Source organism: Croceibacterium xixiisoli (assembly GCF_009827305.1).
In the GTDB taxonomy this organism is placed as follows: domain Bacteria; phylum Pseudomonadota; class Alphaproteobacteria; order Sphingomonadales; family Sphingomonadaceae; genus Croceibacterium_C; species Croceibacterium_C xixiisoli.
Genome location: NZ_WTYJ01000005.1, coordinates 92,646 through 110,280, shown reverse-complemented (window position 1 = coordinate 110,280; position 17,635 = coordinate 92,646). Strand labels below are relative to the sequence as shown.

Annotated in this window: 18 protein-coding genes; 4 read left to right on the top strand and 14 right to left on the bottom strand. The window is 61.0% G+C overall.

The window, feature by feature from the left end:
- Positions 1-85: 85 nt before the first annotated feature.
- From GRI97_RS17990 to rpiB, 5 genes are read right to left on the bottom strand one after another with little or no spacing between them, the layout of a single operon-like run.
- The gene (locus tag GRI97_RS17990) at positions 86-820 is read right to left on the bottom strand and encodes an RNA methyltransferase (protein ID WP_161392620.1); all 735 of its coding nucleotides are present in this window, start codon (positions 818-820) and stop codon (positions 86-88) included.
- Positions 804-1,265 carry a transcriptional regulator NrdR gene (gene nrdR / locus GRI97_RS17985; protein ID WP_161392619.1) on the bottom strand — a complete coding sequence of 154 codons (462 nt, stop codon included), beginning with the start codon at positions 1,263-1,265 and terminating at the stop codon, positions 804-806. The genes GRI97_RS17990 and nrdR overlap by 17 nt, the downstream gene beginning before the upstream one ends.
- Complete coding sequence (locus GRI97_RS17980) at positions 1,266-1,472, bottom strand: hypothetical protein (RefSeq protein WP_161392618.1); 207 nt, start codon at positions 1,470-1,472, stop codon at positions 1,266-1,268. It lies immediately after the preceding gene.
- A gap of 2 nt (positions 1,473-1,474) precedes the next feature.
- Positions 1,475-2,794 carry a serine hydroxymethyltransferase gene (gene glyA / locus GRI97_RS17975; protein ID WP_161392617.1) on the bottom strand — a complete coding sequence of 440 codons (1,320 nt, stop codon included), beginning with the start codon at positions 2,792-2,794 and terminating at the stop codon, positions 1,475-1,477.
- A gap of 2 nt (positions 2,795-2,796) precedes the next feature.
- Entirely contained in the window at positions 2,797-3,240 is a 444-nt protein-coding gene (rpiB, locus tag GRI97_RS17970) for a ribose 5-phosphate isomerase B (RefSeq protein ID WP_161392616.1), read from the bottom strand.
- A 97-nt stretch (positions 3,241-3,337) separates the two neighbouring features.
- Here rpiB and GRI97_RS17965 point away from each other — a divergent pair, with 97 nt between their 5' ends.
- Positions 3,338-3,748: a nuclear transport factor 2 family protein gene (locus tag GRI97_RS17965; protein WP_161392615.1), complete on the top strand. Its 411-nt coding sequence runs from the start codon at positions 3,338-3,340 to the stop codon at positions 3,746-3,748.
- Positions 3,749-3,920: 172 nt separating this feature from the next.
- Here GRI97_RS17965 and GRI97_RS17960 read toward each other — a convergent pair whose 3' ends face one another.
- From GRI97_RS17960 to GRI97_RS17940, 5 genes are all read right to left on the bottom strand, one after another.
- Complete coding sequence (locus GRI97_RS17960) at positions 3,921-4,292, bottom strand: response regulator (RefSeq protein WP_161392614.1); 372 nt, start codon at positions 4,290-4,292, stop codon at positions 3,921-3,923.
- Positions 4,289-5,728, bottom strand: coding sequence for an HWE histidine kinase domain-containing protein (locus GRI97_RS18955; protein ID WP_328598595.1), 1,440 nt, complete (start codon positions 5,726-5,728; stop codon positions 4,289-4,291). The genes GRI97_RS17960 and GRI97_RS18955 overlap by 4 nt, the downstream gene beginning before the upstream one ends.
- A 289-nt stretch (positions 5,729-6,017) precedes the next feature.
- Entirely contained in the window at positions 6,018-8,048 is a 2,031-nt protein-coding gene (rpoD, locus tag GRI97_RS17950) for an RNA polymerase sigma factor RpoD (RefSeq protein ID WP_161392613.1), read from the bottom strand.
- A 7-nt stretch (positions 8,049-8,055) separates the two neighbouring features.
- Complete coding sequence (dnaG, locus tag GRI97_RS17945) at positions 8,056-9,984, bottom strand: DNA primase (protein ID WP_161392612.1); 1,929 nt, start codon at positions 9,982-9,984, stop codon at positions 8,056-8,058.
- 91 nt (positions 9,985-10,075) lie between these two features.
- Positions 10,076-10,528 (bottom strand): GatB/YqeY domain-containing protein, encoded by a 453-nt coding sequence (locus GRI97_RS17940; RefSeq protein WP_161392611.1) that lies wholly within the window; start codon positions 10,526-10,528, stop codon positions 10,076-10,078.
- A 157-nt stretch (positions 10,529-10,685) separates the two neighbouring features.
- On the opposite strand from GRI97_RS17940, the gene carA reads away from it, so the two are divergent.
- From carA to greA, 3 genes are all read left to right on the top strand, one after another.
- Positions 10,686-11,861, top strand: a complete 1,176-nt coding sequence (gene carA, locus GRI97_RS17935; RefSeq protein ID WP_161392610.1) for a glutamine-hydrolyzing carbamoyl-phosphate synthase small subunit — start codon at positions 10,686-10,688, stop codon at positions 11,859-11,861.
- Between the two features lie 161 nt (positions 11,862-12,022).
- Entirely contained in the window at positions 12,023-15,346 is a 3,324-nt protein-coding gene (gene carB, locus GRI97_RS17930; RefSeq protein ID WP_161392609.1) for a carbamoyl-phosphate synthase large subunit, read from the top strand.
- 93 nt (positions 15,347-15,439) lie between these two features.
- Positions 15,440-15,910, top strand: coding sequence for a transcription elongation factor GreA (gene greA / locus GRI97_RS17925; RefSeq protein WP_161392608.1), 471 nt, complete (start codon positions 15,440-15,442; stop codon positions 15,908-15,910).
- 113 nt (positions 15,911-16,023) lie between these two features.
- On the opposite strand, the gene GRI97_RS17920 is transcribed toward greA, so the two are convergent.
- The 4 genes from GRI97_RS17920 to GRI97_RS17905 all read right to left on the bottom strand — a co-directional run bounded on the left by GRI97_RS17920 (position 16,024) and on the right by GRI97_RS17905 (position 17,634).
- Entirely contained in the window at positions 16,024-16,224 is a 201-nt protein-coding gene (locus GRI97_RS17920; protein ID WP_449252872.1) for a DUF4170 domain-containing protein, read from the bottom strand.
- 100 nt (positions 16,225-16,324) lie between these two features.
- Positions 16,325-16,870: a hypothetical protein gene (locus GRI97_RS17915; RefSeq protein WP_161392606.1), complete on the bottom strand. Its 546-nt coding sequence runs from the start codon at positions 16,868-16,870 to the stop codon at positions 16,325-16,327.
- Positions 16,857-17,222, bottom strand: coding sequence for a hypothetical protein (locus GRI97_RS17910; protein ID WP_161392605.1), 366 nt, complete (start codon positions 17,220-17,222; stop codon positions 16,857-16,859). The genes GRI97_RS17915 and GRI97_RS17910 overlap by 14 nt, the downstream gene beginning before the upstream one ends.
- 4 nt (positions 17,223-17,226) lie before the next feature.
- Positions 17,227-17,634, bottom strand: a complete 408-nt coding sequence (locus GRI97_RS17905) for a phage holin family protein (protein ID WP_161392604.1) — start codon at positions 17,632-17,634, stop codon at positions 17,227-17,229.
- Position 17,635 lies beyond the last annotated feature (1 nt).

Genomic DNA, 17,635 nt, shown 5'->3' with positions numbered 1-17,635 from the left:
AACCCGCCAGGAATGGCGGCCCGAAGTGAAGCGGCGCGCTTAGCAGATTCTCCTGCCAGGTCAAACCCTGACAGGGAAATTGCCTCTATTCGTCCGGTTCCCGCTCCATAGCGCTCAGGACGCCCCGCAGCGTGCGCACTTCCAGCGCATTCCAGCCTGGCTTGGTCAGCAGGCTGCGCAGGGTGCGGCGGTTGGTTGCTGCACGCCCGGGCGGATTGAAATAGCCGCGCGGAGCGAGCAGGCGATCGAAATGGCCGATAAGCCCTTCCAGATCGTCCTGCGGGGCAGGGGGCAGCAATTCTTCTTCGGTGGGTTTGGCCAGATCCTGATGACGCGACCATTCATAGGCGCACAGGATCACCGCCTGGGCCAGATTGAGCGAGCCGAATTGCGGATTGATCGGCACGGTCAGGATGGTCCGCGCCAGGGCCACGTCGCTCGTTTCCAGACCCGAGCGTTCGGGCCCGAACAGGATCGCGCTGCGCCCCGCCTGGGTAACGATTTCGCGTGCGGCCTCATCCGGAGTGACGACGGGCTTGGTCACACCGCGTTTGCGCACGGTGGTGGCATAGACATGGGCGCAATCGGCCACCGCATCGGCGGTGGTGGCAAAGACCTGCGCCCGTTCGAGCACGATATCGGCGCCGGAGGCAGCCGGGCCGGCATCCGGATTGGGCCAGCCATCGCGGGGTTCGACCAGACGCAGATCCATCAGCCCGAAATTGAGCATCGCCCGCGCAGCCTTGCCGATATTTTCGCCCAGTTGCGGGCGAACCAGCACGATAACCGGCGGGTTCGAAAGATTATTGTCCACCGACATCACGCACCGTGCTGGCAAATTCTTCAAAATCGCGGGCTTCGCTGAAATCGCGATAGACGCTGGCGAAACGGATATAGGCGACACTGTCGATATGACGCAGGCCTTCCATCACCATTTCGCCAATGCGGGCCGACGGAATTTCACCTTCTCCGGCCACTTCCAGCTGGCGCTGGATGCTGGAAACCAGTTGATCGATCCGTTCCTGATCTACGCTGCGCTTGCGGCAGGCGAGGGCGACCGACTTTTCCACCTTCGCACGATCGAAGGGTTCGCGACGGTCGCCGCTCTTGACGATCACAACCTCACGCAATTGCACGCGTTCGAAAGTGGTGAAGCGCGCACCGCAGCTTTCGCATTGGCGCCGCCGACGGATGGCCGTGTTGTCTTCCGTCGGCCGCGAATCCTTCACCTGGCTGTTGTCATGCGCACAAAAGGGGCAACGCATTCAGGGGCGCAACCGCTTGTAGAGCATGAAGCCAGCGCCAGCGACCAGGCCGAGCGGCCAGCTGACCACAGGCAGGATCGCGCCGGCAACCGCACCCAGCGCCGCCCCGGTCAGCACCGGCTTGGTCGAAGGGTGAGCCATGCCTTCACGGGCCATGCCCTTGATTTCGGTGGTGGCGTCATCAATCAGATTGTTGTCGTTCGGCATCGTTACCTCCCGGGATAAACAGGGAAAGCTTCACACATTTCGATCACGCGGCGACGCACGCTTTCTTCAACCTGTGCGTCGCCTTCGTCGCCATTGCGGCGCATGCCTTCGACCACTTCGGCGATCAATTCACCGACCTTGCGGAATTCCGCCGGGCCGAAACCGCGCGTCGTGCCAGCCGGCGTACCCAGACGGACGCCGGAGGTGACGAAGGGCGAGCGTTCGTCAAACGGGATCGCATTCTTGTTGCAGGTCAGGAAGGCGCGGTCGAGACCGGCTTCGGTAGCCTTGCCGGACACACCGGTAGAGGTCAGGTTGACCAGCATCAGATGGTTGTCGGTCCCGCCGGAGACGATGTCCAGCCCGCGTTCCTGCAGGCTGGCAGCCAGCGCCTTGGCATTTTCGACGACCGAGGCGGCATAGGCCTTGAATTCAGGGCGCAGCGCTTCACCGAAGGCCACGGCCTTGCCCGCGATCACATGCATCAGCGGGCCGCCCTGCATGCCGGGAAAAACCGCCATGTTGAACTTCTTCGCCAGATCGGCGTCATTGGTCAGGATGACACCCGAACGCGGACCACGCAGGCTCTTGTGCGTGGTGGTGGTCACTACATGGGCATGCGGGAAGGGCGAGGGGTGCACGCCGCCGGCCACGAGACCCGAGAAATGCGACATGTCGGCCAGCAGCCATGCGCCCACTTCGTCGGCGATTGCGCGGAAAGCCGCAAAATCCCACAGCCGCGGATAGGCTGTGCCGCCGCAGATGATCAGTTTCGGACGATTCTTCAGCGCGATTTCGCGAATTTCGTCCATGTCGAGGCGCTGGTCTTCGCGGCGCACGCCATAGGGCACGGCCTTGAACCATTTGCCGCTCATGTTCACTGGCGAGCCATGGGTCAAATGGCCACCCGCGGCCAGATCCAGACCCATGAAGGTATCGCCCGGTTCGAGCAGGGCCAGGAACACAGCCTGGTTCATTTGGCTGCCGCTGTTCGGCTGAACATTGGCGAAACCGCAGTTGAACAGTTCCTTGGCACGCTCAATGGCCAGCGTTTCGACTTCGTCCGCGAAATCGCAGCCGCCGTAATAGCGCTTGCCCGGGTAACCTTCGGCATATTTGTTGGTGAAGACTGAGCCGGTCGCTTCGAGCACGGCCGGGCTGGCGATATTCTCGCTGGCGATCAGTTCGATGCGATCGCGCTGGCGGCCCAGTTCACGGCCGATGATGGCCGCAACGGCGGGATCGGCTTCGGCAAGCGAATCATGCCAGAAGCGGCGCAGAGGCTCGGCAACGGGGGCGGTGGCAGAGGTTACAGTGGTCATCGTCAGGAATCCTGGAAAACACGGGTAAGCTTGTCGACGCGGCGCTGATGGCGGCCGCCGGCGAATTCGGTGGTCAGAAAGGCGGTTACGCAGGCCTTCGCCATGTCGATCCCGGTCAAACGCGCACCCAGGGCGATGGCATTGGCATCATTGTGTTCGCGGCTCAGCGCCGCAGACACGGGTTCCGATACCAGGGCGCAACGCACCGCCGGGTTGCGGTTGACGGCGATCGAGATGCCGATCCCCGAACCGCACAAGGCGATACCTCGGTCGGTAACGCCCGTGGCGATGGCTTCGCCCAGTCTGTAGCCGTAATCGGGATAATCGACGCTCTGGCCCTCTTCCGGGCCCAGATCCGTCACATCATGACCTTGTTCGCGCAGCCATTCGGCAAGTTCTGCCTTCAGGGCGATGGCGGCATGATCGGAGGCAAGGGCTATCTTCATGCCGGGCCACATAGTGCGTCGGCCGGTTTGGTGCCACCGCAAAAGGGCTTTGTCCCCCGACAGCGCAGATATAGCCTGCGCCGTGGGAGGATTTGCCATGACCGAAGACGATTATCACCGTTATCTTACAGCTTTTAACGCGCGCGATTACGACACGCTCGAAACTTTCTTCGCCGATGATTTTGCCCTGGAAAACGCGGGTTTCCGGGTGGAAGGCAAGCCGGCGTTTCGGGCGTTTTACGCCTTCTTCCACGAATATTGCCGGGAAGAGGTGATCTTCCGGGGGTTTTATCCAGGGACCGAAGGCTTCGTTGCCCATGTGGTCATCCGCTTCACCGGGACAAAGGATCTGTCGCAAGAGGTGCTCGACAGCCGGGGATTTTCCGGCATGAACGTCGTTCCGCGCGGCCTGACCGTCGATGTCGAATTTCTGATCCTGTATCAGTTGAATGCGGCCGGATTGATCCAGCATATCAAGGGAGCCGTATGGGTTCCCGCTGCTCCGTAAACGGCATAGGGCCCAGAACGGGTAAAGGCCCCGGCGCTTCATCAGCGTCGGGGCCTCTATGATGCGCCTTCTTTCAAAAGTGCATCAAATCCAGAAGAATACCATCATCTGCACATCACCAACGGCAGTGCTGGCGATCGGTTCCCGAAACCTGCATTTTTTGTGGTGGCTTTCAGCCCGGTGCTCCGTTGCCGGAACGTGCTGCATTGAGTGCCTGGACGATGTCTTCCGGGCGATAGGGTTTGGCCACCGTCGGGCGGTCGGCGAATTCCGGCGGGTGCAGGGCATCGCCATATCCGGTCGCGAAGATGAACGGAGTTCTCTGTTCCGCCAGTCGCTGGGCCAGGGGATAGCTTTTGTCACCGCGAATATTCACGTCCAGAATGGCGGCATCAAACTGTGTCTGGTCCAGATGATCATGCGCTGCTTCCAGGGAAGAGGCGAAATGGGCCGAGGCGCCCAGATCACACAGAATATCCTCCACCGTCAGGGCGATGATCGGTTCATCTTCAACTACGAGTATGTTGAGCCCGGCGAGCGTCATGAAACGACCGCATTCAAGCGCGTTTCGATCAGGCACCGGATGCCTTCGGGTTGATATTCCATAATGACCTGCCCCATTTCCTGATTGGTCATTCCGCGCTGGATCAACCTGGTACCAAAACCGTAACGATCGGGCAGCTGGACCGCAGGGCCGCCCTGTTCCTGCCAAGTGACAGTCAACACCTGTTCATTGCCACCGTCGGTCAGCTGGCAGCTGATGGCGACGCGCCCTTCGGCGTTCGACAGTGCGCCATGATTGATCGCATTGGTGCACAATTCATGCACAATCATCGCCAGGCTGACGGCCATCTGCGGTTCCAGTGAAATATCCGGACCACTGATGGTGACGCGTTGATGGTCCAGCCCGATCGCAGCGATAACCACATTCCGGATCGTTTCGGTCAGTTCACCGGATTCCCAGTTCCGTTCCGTCAGCAGGCTGTGGGCAGCGACCAATGCGCCAAGCCGGGCATCGAATGTCCGCTGGGCCTGTTCGGATCCGGCAATCTGGCGGAACGACTGCGATGCCAGCCCCTGAACGATGGCCAGCGTGTTCTTCACCCGGTGATTGAGTTCATTGATCATCAGGCGCTGCTGTTCTTCGGCAGCGATCCGGTCGGACACGTCATGACCCTGGATGAAAACCCCGGTCACCTCCCCCTTTTCGGAGAAGATCGGCTGAAAAATGAAATCGAGGTAATAAGTGCCGGCAAGGGGCCGATCGCCGAGCACCGTCCTCTTGCGGTTGCCCACGAAAGGCTGCCCGGTCCGAACGACATTATCCAGCAGCGCAACAAACCCCTGGTCCACGACTTCGGGCAGGGCTTCTGCCACCGTCTTGCCGACAAGATCCTGCCGTCCGACCAGTTCGCGATAGGCGTGATTGGCCAGCATGAATTCATGGTTGGGACCGCTGACGATCGCGACAAAGCCGGGGGTCTGCTCAAACAGCCTTTTGAGCCGGCGACTTTCATCATCCAGATCACGGTTGCGTTCCTGAACCTTGTTGGCCCGTTGAAGTACGCCCATTTCATCACGCTGCCGGCGCAGGCCGTGCAGTTCGGTGACGTCAACCGTATGCTGCAGGATCAGTTCGACCTGGCCGGACGCATTGGTTACCGGTGTGTGGGTGGCGCTCCAGAAACTCTGTTTCGTGGTTCCATCCGGCTGATGGATATCGTAGCGGATCAGCGCAATTTCATCGGGCTTCCCGCTTGCGATGACTTTTTCGAAAGACCGGGTCATCAACTGATGGCTTTCCGATGCGGGATCGCTGGGGAAAGCTTCGAGCAGCTTTTTCCCGATGATATCATCCCGCGTGCGCATCGTCGCACGCAAATAGGCATCGTTCATCCAGACGATCGTCAGATCGTCGGATGACATCAGAATGTAGGGATTGGGGGATCCATTCAGAAGCGCTTCGAAATCGATCTGCACTGCCTTCCCCTATGCGATCCAGTCACGAACACGCAACCGCCCCGACATGCTTAACGCCGAGGCTCGAAATCGGTTCCGCAAAGAGGCCCCGGGCATGTTCATTCCGGGTCGGCACCTTCCAGCACGCATTCAAAAGCCCCGGCGCCGTTATGGCGTCGGGGCTCCTGATCGGTGCTTCATGGAAGAACCGTCAAATGTCAGAGGCGTATTTCATCAACTGACATCAACAAAACAGGCAAGGTAGGCAAAGGTTCCCGGCAGCCCGAAAAAATTCTGCCGCCGGAAAATTTTATTGATCGAGGAAGCTGCGCATCTTGCGGCTGCGGCTCGGGTGCTTGAGTTTACGCAGCGCCTTGGCTTCGATCTGGCGAATACGTTCACGGGTAACCGAGAACTGCTGGCCCACTTCTTCCAGCGTATGATCGGTGTTCATGCCGATGCCGAACCGCATGCGCAGCACGCGTTCCTCGCGCGGGGTGAGGCTGGCAAGCACGCGGGTCACCGTTTCCTTCAGATTGGCCTGAATGGCCGCATCCACCGGGATGATCGCATTCTTGTCTTCGATGAAATCGCCCAGATGCGAATCTTCCTCGTCGCCGATCGGCGTTTCGAGGCTGATCGGTTCCTTGGCGATCTTCATCACCTTGCGAACCTTTTCCAGCGGCATGGACAGGCGTTCGGCCATTTCCTCCGGAGTGGGTTCGCGGCCCTGTTCGTGCAGGAACTGCCGGCTCGTGCGCACCAGCTTGTTGATCGTTTCGATCATGTGCACCGGAATACGAATGGTCCGCGCCTGATCCGCGATCGAGCGGGTAATCGCCTGCCGGATCCACCAGGTCGCATAGGTGCTGAACTTGTACCCGCGGCGGTATTCGAACTTGTCGACCGCCTTCATCAGACCAATGTTCCCTTCCTGAATGAGATCCAGGAACTGCAGCCCGCGATTGGTGTATTTCTTGGCAATGGAAATCACGAGGCGCAGATTGGCCTCGACCATTTCTTTCTTCGCGATACGCGCTTCGCGTTCGCCCTTCTGCACCATGTTCACGATGCGGCGGAATTCGTCCAGGCTCATGCCGGTCTGGCTGGCGATGTCCGAAATCTCGCTGCGGATGCGTTCAACCGATGCGCCTTCCTTCTCTGCGAAGGCGGCCCATTTCTTGTCCTTCTTAGCCACGCCCATCAGCCAGGCGTCATCCAACTCATTGCCGATGTAGGCCTGAAGGAAATCGGCCCGTTTCACCTTGTGCCGTTCGGCCAGGCGCAGCATCTGCCCGCCCAGAGTCGTCAGCCGGCGGTTGAAGGCATAGAGATTGTCGACCAGATATTCGATCTTGGAGGCATGGAACTTCACGCTCTCCACCTCGGCGGTGAGCTGTTCGCGCAGATCTTCGTATTTCTTTTCCTTGGCGGCGGGGAATTCCTCGCCCCGGCCAAGCACGTCGACGCGTTCTGCCTGCAGTTTTTCGAATTTCTTGAACAGGTCTGTGATTCGAGCGAAGCGTTCCAGCGCCTCCGGCTTGAGCGCAGCTTCCATCTGCGCCAGGCTCAGCGTGTTGTCGTCCTCGTCCTCTTCCTCGCGGCGACGCGGCGTGCCTTCGCCGTCTTCATCCTCGTCGGCGCTGGGCTCTTCCTCAACCTCTTCCTCTTCCTTGTAGGAAGGGCCGGCGGTTTCGGCGCTGATTTCCCCGTCGTCGTCTTCGCCGTCGCCTTCCATCTTGTCGACGGGCGGTTCCTTGGAAAGCATGGCGTCGAGATCCAGGATCTCGCGCAGCTGCATTTCTTCGCTGTTGAGCGCTTCGGACCAGTTGATGATCGCGTGGAAGGTGATCGGGCTTTCGCAAAGCCCCATGATCATCGTGTCGCGGCCAGCCTCGATCCGCTTCGCGATGGCGATTTCGCCTTCGCGGCTGAGCAGCTCGACTGCGCCCATTTCGCGCAGATACATGCGCACCGGATCATCGGTACGCTCGCCGGTCGATTCCTTGCGCTTCTTTTCCGGGACGTGGCGATTGCCTTCATCCCCTTCATCCGCATCGTCGGAATCGGCAGAGGCTTCGTCGGCATTGTTGTCGTCATCATCTTCGTCCTGCGCGTCTTCGTCGTTTTCGACGATGTTGACGCCCATTTCGGAAATGGCGGACATGATGTCTTCGATCTGCTCGCTGGACATTTCATCCTGCGGCAGCGCCTCGTTGAGTTCATCGACGGTCACGAAACCGCGCCGCTTCGCCTTGGCGATGAGTTTCTTGATGGACGCTTCGTTGAGATCGATCAGCGGTGCATCATCGTTCTTCGTGGTATCGTCGTCAGACGCCATCTACTCTTCAATCCGTTTCTTGTTCGTCCGCTCCACCGGGGCCGGTGGGCGAGCCGTTCACTCCGGGCGCCGATGCGGCGCGTTTGCGTGCCATTTGCCCGAGTCGCGATTCGATTTCCAGCTTTCGTTTCCGCAGCCTCTGCTGCTCGGCGAAAGCGCCTTCGGGATCGACGTCAAAACGGGCCGTGGCCGCGGCGATGGCAGCATCAAGGGCTGGCCGTTCGACCAGCAAAGCAACTGCCTCGGCCAAATCCTCGCGCGCGACTTGCGGATCGGAGCCTTCTGACAAGAAGGAGAAACAAACGTTATCCGGCGGCGTCTGGACGGCTGCACCAGATATGGGAAGAATGCCGAAGTGTTCAAGTGTTTCGTCATGATCGAGCAATCGATCCACGGCGGATGCAAGTTGTGGCTGCAATTGTGCGAGGCGCATCAGCGATTCGGCATGGCGGGCGATCTGATCGGGAAAGCGATCGAAGCCGGCCAATGTCGCCTGGGCCAGCATGTCGCGTGAACCGGCGCGTGCTGAGGTGCGTTTGAGGCCGTCGCTGGCGCCTTCGGGGTCTGACCAACGCGAGCCTGGCCAGCGGGAACCGGGTTTGCCGGAACGTGGCTGAAAACGGGGTCGATCCCCGCCATTTCCCATACGTCCATTTCCGCTACTTTGGCGCTGGGGGAAGGCAAAGGCGGAAAACCGGTCCAGCAGATCGCGCCGATACAGTGCCTTGATATCCACATCGGTCATGGCATCGACATGCGCCATCAATCGCGCCTTCAGCCCGGCCTTATCTTCCGGACCAGTCAAGGGTGACGCATCGCGTTCCCCTTCCCAGAGCATGTCTGTCAGCGAGACCGGTTCCGCCAGAAGCTGCTCCATCGCGGCCGCACCGCGCTGGCGAATCAGATCGTCCGGATCCATCCCGGAGGGCAGGCGCACGAATTGCAGCGATCGGCCGGGGCGCAGCAGCGGCAGCACCCGACCGATCGAGCGCATGGCCGCCCGCTGACCGGCTGCATCGCCGTCGAAACACAGGATCGGCTTGTCCGCCAGGCGCCACATCAGTTCGATCTGCTGTTCGGTCAGCGCGGTGCCCATCGGCGCAACGGCATCTTCGATCCCCGCAGCGGCGAGGGCGATGACATCCATATAGCCTTCGACCGCAATGACCCGGCCCGTGCGGCGGGAAGCGGGGCTGGCGCGATGCAGATTGTACAGCGTGCGCCCCTTGTCGAACAAAGGCGTATCAGGGGAATTGAGATATTTGGGGGCGTCGGTCTTGTCCTTGGCCAGGATGCGACCGCCAAAGGCGATGACCCGCCCACGGGCATCATGGATCGGCAGCATCAGGCGGTCACGGAAGCGATCGTAGGGATCCTTGCCTTCCACCTGGATGCGCAGCCCGGCCTCGATCATCATCGGCTGTTCGAAGCGGGTCAGCGCCTGGGCCATGGCATTGCGGCTGTCCGGCGCATAGCCAAAGCCGAAGCGGCCGATGGTGTGGCCATCGAAACCGCGCGATTTGAGATATTCCCGCGCGTTCGCCCCGGCATCGCCGCGCAAATTTTCGACGAACCAATCCTGCGCGTCGGCCATCACATCATGCAGGCCGGCGCGCTGTTCCGCCTGACGCGCGGCGCGCGGATCGGGGGCGGGGAGTTCGAGGCTGGCCTCCGCCGCCAGTTCCTTGACCGCATCCATGAAGGACAGGCCGCGCTGGTCGGTCATCCAGCGGATGGCATCGCCATGCGCACCGCAACCGAAACAGTGATAGAACCCCTTTTCGTCGTTGACGGTAAAGCTTGGCGATTTCTCGTTATGGAACGGGCAGCAGGCTTTCCATTCGCGGCCCGCGCGGATGAGCTTGGTGGTGCGCATGATCACGGCGGAAAGCGTGATTCGCGCGCGCAGCTCGTCCAGGAACTGGGGGCTCAGCATGGGCGTGTTCTACTGCGGTCGGTCGGAACGAGTCGAGCGGCGGGCCGGCAACAGCCCACCGTCGCGTTGATCAGGCGCCGGAATCCGGCGTTCAGGCGAGGGCGACCTTCACCAGCCCGCTGGCCTTGCCCATATCCAGTTCCGTACCGTGGCGCGCCTTGAGCTCGGCCACGACCTTGCCCATGTCCTTCATGCCGGTGGCGCCCAGTTCGGCCTTGATCGTTTCGATGATGGCGCGGGTTTCGTCTTCGGACAGCTGCTGGGGCAGGAATTCCTCGATCACCACCAGTTCGGCCTGTTCCTTATCCGCCAGTTCGGTGCGGCCGCCCTGCTGATACATCTCGATCGATTCGCGGCGCTGTTTCGCCATTTTCTGCAGCGTGTCGATTACCAGCGCGTCATCTTCCATCGGCTTGGCGGCGGTGCGCTGTTCGATGTCGCGATCCTTGATCTTGGCCGAAATCAGACGCAGCGCGGCGGTGCGGTCCTTTTCGCCTGCCTTCATCGCGGTGATGGTGGCTTGTTTGATCGTATCGCGGATCATTGGTCAGACTTTCCTGTGGATGGTAAGGCGCAGTTTGCGCGGAAACCGGGTGCTTAGACGAGCTTTGCGCAAAGCGACAGCTTGACGCGGGGGAAGGGCAGGTCTAGCCGCCACGCCTTAGCACGCATCGCCGCAATTTTAATCAACGGAGCGCCTCATGGCTGACCCCGCCTCCTCGTATGCGCCACCCAAGGGTGCAACGGGAGTTCTTGTTCTGGCCGATGGGGCCGTCGTCTGGGGCCATGGATTTGGCGCCACCGGCAGCGCTGTTGGCGAAGTCTGCTTCAACACCGCCATGACGGGGTATCAGGAAGTGATGACCGATCCGTCCTATGCGGCGCAGATCGTCACCTTCACATTCCCGCATATCGGTAATGTCGGCACCAATGGTGAAGACATCGAATCGAAGGTGGAAGGCGCCGTGGGCTGTGTCGTTCGCGAAACGGTCACGCGCAGTTCCAACTTCCGGTCGGACCGGGAATTTTCTGAATGGCTCGCCTCGCTGGGCAAGATCGGCCTTTCGGGTGTCGATACGCGCGCCCTGACGCGCCGCATCCGCCAGTCGGGCGCGCCCAATGCGGTGATCGCCCACGCGCCCGATGGCGTGTTCGATATTCCCGCCTTGCTGCAGCGGGCCCGCGAATGGTCCGGCCTGGAAGGCATGGATCTGGCACGCCGGGTTTCGCGCGAAAAGTCGGAAGGCTGGGCCGGCGGCGCGTGGTCGCTGGGTTCGGGTTACGCCAATGATGCCGCCGACGGTCGCCCGCATGTGGTGGCGATGGATTTCGGAGCGAAGGACAATATCTTCCGCAATCTGGTCACCGCAGGCGCGCGGGTGACCGTGGTGCCGGCCGAAACCTCGCTTGACGATGTGCTGGCGCAGGCACCCGACGGCGTGTTCCTGTCCAACGGTCCGGGCGATCCTGCAGCCACCGGCGAATACGCCGTACCGGTGATCCGTGGCCTGCTGGATCGCGATGTGCCGCTGTTCGGCATTTGCCTGGGTCATCAGATGCTGGCGCTGGCCGCCGGCGCGAGCACGACCAAGATGCATCAGGGGCACCGCGGCGCAAACCACCCGGTGAAGCGCCTTGCCGATGGGGTGGTGGAGATCACCAGCATGAACCATGGCTTCGCGGTGGATAACAGCAATCTGCCCGAAGACATTGAAGAAACGCATGTTTCGCTGTTCGATGGTTCGAACTGCGGGATTGCGATCACGGGCAAGCCTGCCTTCGGGGTGCAGTATCACCCCGAAGCGAGCCCCGGCCCGCAGGACAGTTTCTATCTGTTCGAAAAGTTCGTCGGCATGCTCGGGCGTGAAAACGCCTGATGGCAGTGGTATGCTCTTCTGGTGAGCGCGGGGTCGCAGGCCTCGCCACCGGAAGGACGAACCATGGTTTCCGCCGGATACAAGCGTATCGTTTATACATCCTTCGTCTGAAGCAATCCGCCCCCGAGTGGATCACAACAGCTGGGAAGAAGTTCTCCTAAATGCCCAAACGCACTGACATCTCCTCGATCCTCGTCATTGGCGCCGGTCCGATCATCATCGGCCAGGCATGCGAGTTCGACTATTCCGGCACGCAGGCGATCAAGGCGCTGAAGGAAGAAGGATACCGGGTGATCCTGGTGAATTCCAACCCGGCCACGATCATGACCGATCCGGAATTTGCCGACGCGACCTATGTCGAACCGATCACCCCGGCGATGGTGGCCAAGATCATCGAGAAGGAACGGCCTGATGCGCTGTTGCCGACGATGGGCGGGCAGACCGCGCTGAATTGCGCGCTGTCGCTGTTCGAGGATGGCACGCTGGAAAGGTTTGGCGTGACGATGATCGGCGCCGATGCCGACGCGATCGACAAGGCCGAAAACCGCACCCGTTTCCGCGAAGCGATGGACAAGATCGGCCTGGAAAGCGCGCGCAGCGGCACGGCGCACAATGTCGATCAGGCCTTCGCCATTCTGGAACACACCGGCCTGCCGGCGATCATACGCCCCAGCTTCACGCTGGGCGGCACGGGCGGCGGCGTCGCCTACAACCGCACGGAATTCGAAGAGATCGTGCGTTCAGGCCTGGACGCCAGCCCCACCACAGAGGTTCTGATTGAGGAATCGCTGCTGGGCTGGAAGGAATATGAGATGGAAGTGGTCCGCGACCGTGCGGACAATGCCATCATCATCTGTTCGATCGAAAACGTCGATCCGATGGGCGTGCACACCGGCGATTCCATCACCGTGGCCCCGGCGCTGACGCTGACGGACAAGGAATATCAGATCATGCGCAGCGCCAGCATTGCTGTGCTGCGTGAAATTGGCGTGGAAACAGGTGGTTCCAACGTACAGTTCGCGGTCAATCCGAAGGATGGCCGCCTGATCGTGATCGAAATGAACCCGCGCGTGTCGCGCTCTTCCGCGCTGGCATCCAAGGCCACCGGCTTCCCGATCGCGCGCGTCGCGGCGAAGCTGGCGGTGGGTTACACGCTGGACGAAATCACCAATGAAATTACCGGCGCCACCCCGGCCAGCTTCGAACCGACGATCGATTATGTCGTCACCAAGATCCCGCGCTTCGCCTTCGAAAAGTTCAAGGGCGCGCGCCCGGATTTGACCACGGCGATGAAGTCGGTCGGCGAAGTGATGGCCATCGGCCGCAACTTCAAGGAAAGCATGCAGAAGGCGCTGCGCGGTCTCGAAACCGGGCTGGACGGCTTCAACCGCGTGCTCGAACTCGAAGGCGCACCGCGCGATGTGATCACGGCGGCGCTGTCGCGCGCCACGCCCGATCGCCTGCTGCAGGTGGGCCAGGCGTTTCGCGAAGGCTTCACCGTTGAAGAGGTGCAGGCGATCACCAGCTATGATCCCTGGTTCCTGCGCCACATCGCGGAAATCATTCACGAAGAAGGTGTGATCGCCACCGACGGCCTGCCGCAGGACGCGGCCGGGCTGCGCCGGCTGAAGTCGATGGGCTTTTCCGACAAGCGGTTGGCCAATCTGGCCGTGCGCTCTGTCGGCGTGGCCGGCGGGATGGCGGAAACCCAGGCACGGCGTTCGGGCCTGCTGCATGATGCGCTGCTCGCCATGGCTGGCGCAACCAGCGAAGACGAAGTGCGCGCCCTGCGTCATCGGCTGGGCGTGGTTCCGGTGTACAAGCGGATCGACAGCTGCGCGGCCGAATTCGAAGCCGTGACGCCCTATATGTATTCCACCTATGAAGCCCCCAGCTTCGGCGAGGCGGAGAATGAGGCGGATCCTTCCGATCGGCGCAAGATCGTGATCCTGGGCGGCGGGCCGAACCGGATCGGGCAGGGGATCGAGTTTGATTACTGCTGCGTCCATGCCTGCTTCGCGCTGGCGGAGGCCGGGTTCGAAACCATCATGGTCAATTGCAATCCGGAAACGGTTTCGACCGATTACGACACCTCGGACCGGCTCTATTTCGAACCGCTGACGACCGAAGACGTGCTGGAAATCCTGCATGTCGAACAGTCGCGCGGCGAGCTGGTTGGCGTGATCGTGCAGTTCGGCGGGCAGACCCCGCTGAAGCTGGCGGGTGCCCTGGAAGCGGCCGGCATTCCGATCCTGGGCACCAGCCCGGATGCGATCGATCTGGCCGAAGACCGCGAACGCTTTGCCCAGCTGGTGGACCGGCTTGGCCTGAAGCAGCCGCTGAACGGCATTGCCAAGAGCCGCGACGAAGCCGCCGCTGCTGCCGCGCGCATTGGTTATCCGGTGCTGCTGCGCCCCAGCTATGTGCTGGGTGGCCGGGCAATGGAAATCGTCGATTCCGAAGCCCAGCTGGATGATTACATCGCCACGGCAGTGACTGTGTCGGGCGACAGCCCGGTGCTGGTCGATCAATATCTGCGCGATGCGATCGAATGTGATGTCGACGCGCTGTGCGATGGTGAGCAGGTTGTGATCGCCGGCGTGATGCAGCACATCGAAGAGGCTGGCGTCCATTCGGGTGACAGCGCCTGCACCCTGCCGCCCTACAGTCTGCCGGCAGAGATCGTGACGGAAATGCACCGTCAGGCCGAAGCGCTGGCGATGGCGCTGGGCGTGCGCGGGCTGATGAATGTGCAGTTCGCGGTGAAGGATGGCGAGGTCTATCTGATCGAAGTGAACCCGCGCGCAAGCCGCACGGTGCCCTTCGTCGCCAAGGCGGTGGGGCAGCCGATCGCGAAGATCGCATCGCGCGTGATGGCGGGTGAAAAGCTGGCCGATCTGCCGAAGATCAATCTGGATATCGATTACATGGCGGTGAAGGAGGCGGTGTTCCCCTTCGCGCGCTTCCCCGGTTCCGACCCGGCGCTGACGCCGGAAATGAAGTCCACCGGCGAAGTGATGGGCATCGATCGCGATTTCCCGACCGCCTTCATCAAATCGCAGCTGGGCGAGGGCACGGTGCTGCCCGAAAGCGGCACGCTGTTCGTATCGGTGAAGGATGGCGACAAGCCTCAGATCCTGGGCGCCGTGAAGCTGCTAGTGGAAAAGGGCTTCAAGGTTCTCGCCACCGGGGGCACGCAGCAATATCTGGCGGAAGCCGGCGTGCCGGTGGAACGGGTGAACAAGGTTGCCGAAGGGCGCCCGCATATCGTCGACAAGATCATCGATGGTGAAATCGCGCTGGTGTTCAACACAACCGAAGGCTGGCAGAGCCACAAGGACAGCCAGTCGATCCGGGCATCGGCGCTGAAAACGAAGATTCCCTATTACACCACTGCGGCATCTTCGACGGCAGTTGCCCAGGCGATCGCAACAGTTCGCGCGGCTGACCTTGAAGTACGTCCGCTGCAGGACTATTATAGCTGATCAAGCGCGTTTTCCCGACATCCGAACGTCGAAGATCAGCCCGCCTGGGCTGGCGCGGTCGTTTTGCCGGAATTGCGAGGAAAGACTGGGGTTATGGTTGAAAAAGTTCCGATGCTGGCGGAGGGCTACGAAAAGCTCATCAGCGATCTGAAGGCTTTGCGGCAGGAGCGTCCGCGTATTGTGGACGCCATCGAAGAAGCGCGGGCGCATGGCGATCTGTCGGAAAATGCCGAATATCACGCTGCCAAGGAACGGCAGGGTCAGGTGGAAGCGCAGATTTCCGACATTGAAGACCGGGTAAGCCGCGCTCAGATCATCGATCCGACCACGCTTTCAGGTGACCGCGTCGTGTTTGGCGCCACGGTGACCGTGCTGGACGAAGACGACAAATCGCAGCGTTACCAGATTGTCGGCCAGACCGAAGCCGACGCCAAGCAGGGCCGCATTTCTTATGATTCCCCGCTGGGACGTGCGCTGATCGGCCGTCTGGTGGACGAAGAAGTGGAAGTGACCGTGCCCAGCGGCGACCGGTTCTATCTGGTCCAGAAGATCGAATTCATCTGACGAGATTGTCAGCCCGCATTGGGCAGGCATGAAAAAAGCGGGCGGCATATCCATGCCGCCCGCTTTTTTTTTGTTGTCCGGATCCGTGATCAATCACGTGATCGCGGTCGTCTTCAGGCGCCGGGCAAATCCGGTTCCAGCAAACGATGAAGATGCACGATGACATACTTCATTTCCGCATCATCCACCGTACGCTGCGCTTCGCCACGCCAGGCGTCGACGGCTGCATTGTAGTCGGGGAAAATCCCGACGATGTGAATGGCATTGAGGTCTTCGAATTCCGTGCCCTGGGGGTCGAGAACACGACCACCCATGACCAGATGTAGCAGCTGCTTGCTCAAGTGCAGTCCCCGAAAGATGATTGCTGACACCCCGCCATGTAAGAAAATGGCGGCGTGCTGCAAGCGCGAAGTGTCAATGATGACGCAGGGTTCTGCTCACGATATCGCTGACACTGTCTTTCGCAGACCGAAGCCGTTCGCCAGCGTCATGCCCTGCGGCACTGACCCGATCACCCAGCTCTTCAGCCAGATGGCCGGCATTGCGGCGCAGATCGCGTGTGCCGCTTTCGACCGAGTCACCCAGATCGCTCACCCGATCGGCTCCGGCACGGCCGGCTTCGCCCGCCGCATCCAGCGCCTTCATCGCGTAATCGATGACGTAATCTACGCCCAGCGTGGCCAGGGTTGCGGCCCGATCGCGAACATCATGCACCTTGGCGCTGACATCGGAAGACCGGTTTTGCCGGCGGCGATAGATCAATCCGCTGATCAGCACGCCCACGGCCAGGCCGCCGGCTACCGCTGCGATCGGATGATCCTTGGCAAAATTCGTGACACCATCACGCGCTTCGACGGCTTTCTCACCGGCCTTTTCGAGCAGGCTCTGGGTGCGTTCTTCCAGCCGTGCCTGGCCGTCCGCGATCTTCTGCCTGAGCTCTTCCTGTTTAGTCTCGGTCATTGCCTGGGCGCTCCATCGCTTGATTGGGGGTATCTTCGGAATGCTCCGCCGGTTCGCCTTGTTCCCGATCGGACGAAAACAAGCCTTCGATCGCGCCGATGATTGGCTTGCGGGCAAACCACAAGGCGCCGATGCCGCCGGCGATCAGGGCGATCTTCACGGGGGATCCACAGATGTCACGCGCGCCTTCGGCAGCGTCGGCTACGCCATCATACACACGCCCGAAGGCTCGTTCGGTAACGCTGCGCTCGGACACGCCGATACGGATCAGTTCCACATCGGATTCCACCAGCTTGCGGGCGGCATCGCGCAAGGCTTTCGCCTCGACCAGATCGAGATAGCTATTGTCCATGATCTCAGCTGCCCGGTTTGTTCTTGAAAGCACCGGTCAAAGCCCGCGCATGCTTGCTCAATTTCAGCGCAGCCAGGGCTGCCCCTAACAGCAAAACGCCCGCCACCAGGGCAGTACTGCCCCAGATGGTCAGTATCGGCGCAAGCGCTATGATCAGGCCCACGGTAATGCCCAGCACGGCGAAGAACACCAGGACCAGCGCGATGACGGCATAAATGAGTGCCGATTTCAGCTGCCCGGCGGCATAGGCCCCGCGGGTTTTCTGAAATGCCAGTTCGGCTTCGACATAGGTCCGGCCATCTTCGAAAAGATCACCAATGTCCCCGAGCAGCGATCGCTGCCCGGGGGTTTCAAATTCTTCCGCATCATCCCGTCCGGAAGACGGAATGGGCTGCTCTTCATGCAGGCTCACT